The organism is Sneathia sp. DSM 16631 (assembly GCF_014892235.1).
Lineage (GTDB): Bacteria > Fusobacteriota > Fusobacteriia > Fusobacteriales > Leptotrichiaceae > Sneathia > Sneathia vaginalis.
The window spans coordinates 1-3,481 of record NZ_JADBHL010000027.1; the positions used below are offsets into that span (position 1 = coordinate 1).

Below are 3,481 nucleotides of genomic sequence, written 5' to 3' on the forward strand. Positions count from 1 at the left end.
TTCTTAACATCTTGTTTGCTATTTTTTTCTTCCATTGTCCTTGTCTTTATTGACAATCACTATATTACCAAATTTAAACCCCTTTGTCAATATCTTTTTTTTATTTTTTTTATTTTGTCTCATTTAGAGTTTTTTTTACTATTAAACACAATATGTTGTTATTTGTATTACGAGAAATAAATCAAGTGCCTTTTAAATAAATATTTCTCAATTTGATAGTCAAAAATCTAAATAAGAAAAAGCCTACAACCCTCTAAAATTAAGGCGTAAGCTTCATTTTCCATATAATTTACTCTAAATTTAATAACTTTTAATTCTATAAGTTTCATCTGTTAATAGTCTAATGTAGTATAACCCATTAGCACCTCTAGTTATTTCATATCCTTTATTGAATGAACTGATATGATTTAAAGCCACAAATATCGCAGAAATTTTCGATGTGTAACCTTTCGATAATTCAGGTTTTTCTCTCTTTGGTGTTTGTGTTTTACTTTTATCTTCATTTAATTTCTTTACTTTTTCTTCAAATACTCTTTTATCTTCTTGTTCTTGTCTTTGAGCATTTCTTATGTGTGTTTGAAAATCAGTATTTGAATAACTTCTCCCAAAAGCTGTTCCTGTTAAAAATAAAACGCTTGATAAAGCAATAACTGCTGTTCTTTTCTTCATGTGTTCTCCTTTTAATATTTTTTTATGACACTTATTAATGTCTTATCTATTATATTAAAAAAATACACAAAATGCAATATTAATTTTTTATTATTTTTTAAGTCACATTCTTAAAATCTTCTAAAGTCATTAATTTCTTTTCAAATAATCTTAAAACAACAGTGTCGCTTATATCTTTAAAAATCTCACTTTTTGTAATAATTTAGTATATCCTCTTATTCTAAAATATTTAGGATTTATCTAATAAATATTATATTTCACTTACACTAACATTTGCTCATCTTCTTCTCATTTTCTTCAATCATGAATTAACATAAACTCTACACTACCTTCAAAACATATCTTACCAAATGCTTTTGGGACTATAAAGTTTGTGCCTTTTGATATTTCTATACCATTTACACTACCTGTTCCTTCAATCACGCAAATAATATAGAAACTTTCAAGTTCTATTTCTTGTATACCATTTACTTTGTACTTTGTAATAGAAAATTTATCGTCTTTTAGATAGTCTATTTTGTTACCTTCTATCTTTGGTGTAACCTCAACATTCTTTTTATCATATGGACAAGTAACTACATCTATACTTTTTTGTATGTGCAATTCTCTTTTTTTACCATTTTGCAATCTATCATAATCGTATAATCTGTATGTTATATCACTATTTTGTTGTGTTTCTAATATTAATGTACCTTTTCTAATAGCATGTACTGTCCCTGCTGGTATATTGAAAAAGTCACCTTTTTTTATTCCTCTTATTCTTAAAAGTTTTGACCATTCCTTATCATCTATATATTTTTTAAACTCTTCTTTTGTCTTTGCATTATGCCCTATTAAAATATCACTATCTTTTTCACAGTCTAATATATACCATGACTCTGCTTTACCATTAGGTTGATTTTCTATCATTTTAGCATATTCATCATCTGGGTGTACTTGTATACTTAAATTATCTTTTGCATCTATGTACTTTATTAACAAAGGAAAAACACCTTTCAACTCATTACCAAATATTTCACGATGATTATCCCATAAGTCTTTTAAACTAAGCCCCTTATACTTCCCATTAGCTACCTTACTTAATCCATGTTCATTTGCACTTACTATCCATGCTTCACCAATATGATCGCTATTTGTTTTGTAACCATATTCTTTTTGTATTCTTGTTCCACCCCATACTACTTCTTTCATATATGGTTCTAAAAAAATTAATTCCATAACAAACTCCTAATTTTTAATATGTTAAATTATACAATATTCATTATCCTTAATCAAAAAAATGTCTTAACAATCATGTACACCGATATTAGTAATAAAGAGGAACCTATAAACGCAGATATGAATATGTTTTTACCTCTTCTTTTTATAACATTAAAGTTAACATTTAATCCTAATGCTGCCATTGCCATAGCAAGTAAAATATATGCAATATCTACCAAGATTTTTGTGTAAGCCTTTATTGGTGCATAATATGTCCCTATTAGACTAGTTATGATAAAACCTATCATAAATAACGGTAAAGGAACTCTTAATTCACTTGTATTATTCTTCTTATTAGATATTAATCCTACGATAATTGCAACTGGTGCTAATAGTAGAACACGTGATAATTTTGTTACTAAAGCAGTATCTAGTGAAACTTGACCTCCTGTTGCACCTGCTGCAACGGCATGAGCTATTTCATGTAAACTTGCTCCACTTAAAACACCATATTGTATTTCATTTAAATTTAAAATTGGTTTTAATAGAACAATAATTAGAGTAAACACTGTACCTAAAATACAAACTACAGCTACTGATAGTATAGTATCATCTTTATCAGCATTCATACTTGGTGAAATACCCATAACTGCAGCTGCTCCACAAATACCACAACCACAAGCACATAGTAAGGCTAATTTTTCATCAACCTTAAATATTTTTGCAATATTATACACCACAATTATTGTGAATGTTATTGCAAACATAGCAATTAATATACTTTTTACACCACTAGCTTTTAATACAGCTATATCTAATTTAAATCCTAGAAGTATAATACCAAGTCTTAAAAATTTATTTGATATATACGAAAACCCTTGTTTGTATTCTTCTTTATTCATTTTTAGAAGTTGCAAACTCATTCCTAATAACATTGCCAAAACTAAATGACCTATTAGCTTAAATAGGCTTATTGTTGAAATATACTTAGCTAGTATAGAGCATATAAAGGTTAAAAATAACGCGATTAAAAAATTCTTTTTCATTATCATCTCTCTTTCTTTTTCTTATTATATCCAATATCCAAATATTTTCATAGCAAAAACTAAAAAATATCCAAATTTTATCTTATCATGTCTTTTTACTATTAAATAGTTTTTATTCGCATTAAGACCATACCTAATTCTTTATACCCTATTTTTAACTGATTTTTATCTGACTTTTAGATATTTTAATATTTTTTTGCATATGATAATATTTCAAATATTTCAAGAAAAAGGAGACTATATATTATGAAAAAATCTTTATTATCTTTAACACTTATTCCATTTGTATCTTTAGCTAGTACTGATAAGAACTTTATCAAAACTTCTATTGATACAAAGAGCACATTTAACAATAATTTTAAATATCAAGATACTGATATGAATGAAAATTTATCTACAGAAATACAAAGTGAACCTCTCCCACTTAAAATTACTTTGTAATTTTTGAAGTGGAAGCTTCTTCTTGGGAAGTAGTTGCTTTTGTTAGCCAACTATATTTACCAAGCTATCCCCGTAGTTCCTACGGTTCTTTATACTTCCTTTTAGACTGCTTGTCTTATTCTTAG

Annotated in this window: 4 protein-coding genes; 1 reads left to right on the top strand and 3 read right to left on the bottom strand. The window is 26.9% G+C overall.

All coding sequences use genetic code 11. The features are described 5' to 3' along the window. Positions 1–300: 300 nt before the first annotated feature. The 3 genes from IMK15_RS06215 to IMK15_RS06225 all read right to left on the bottom strand — a co-directional run bounded on the left by IMK15_RS06215 (position 301) and on the right by IMK15_RS06225 (position 2,915). The gene (locus tag IMK15_RS06215) at positions 301–669 is read right to left on the bottom strand and encodes a DUF5633 domain-containing protein (RefSeq protein ID WP_192942272.1); all 369 of its coding nucleotides are present in this window, start codon (positions 667–669) and stop codon (positions 301–303) included. A gap of 297 nt (positions 670–966) precedes the next feature. Further along, positions 967–1,887: a mannose-6-phosphate isomerase, class I gene (gene manA, locus IMK15_RS06220; RefSeq protein ID WP_192942273.1), complete on the bottom strand. Its 921-nt coding sequence runs from the start codon at positions 1,885–1,887 to the stop codon at positions 967–969. A gap of 53 nt (positions 1,888–1,940) precedes the next feature. Next, positions 1,941–2,915: a YeiH family protein gene (locus IMK15_RS06225; protein ID WP_226869237.1), complete on the bottom strand. Its 975-nt coding sequence runs from the start codon at positions 2,913–2,915 to the stop codon at positions 1,941–1,943. Positions 2,916–3,161: 246 nt separating this feature from the next. Between IMK15_RS06225 and IMK15_RS06230 the strand changes: the two genes are divergently transcribed. Continuing rightward, on the top strand, positions 3,162–3,356 hold the full coding sequence (locus tag IMK15_RS06230) for a hypothetical protein (protein WP_192942275.1): 195 nt from the start codon (positions 3,162–3,164) through the stop codon (positions 3,354–3,356). Positions 3,357–3,481: the final 125 nt, after the last annotated feature.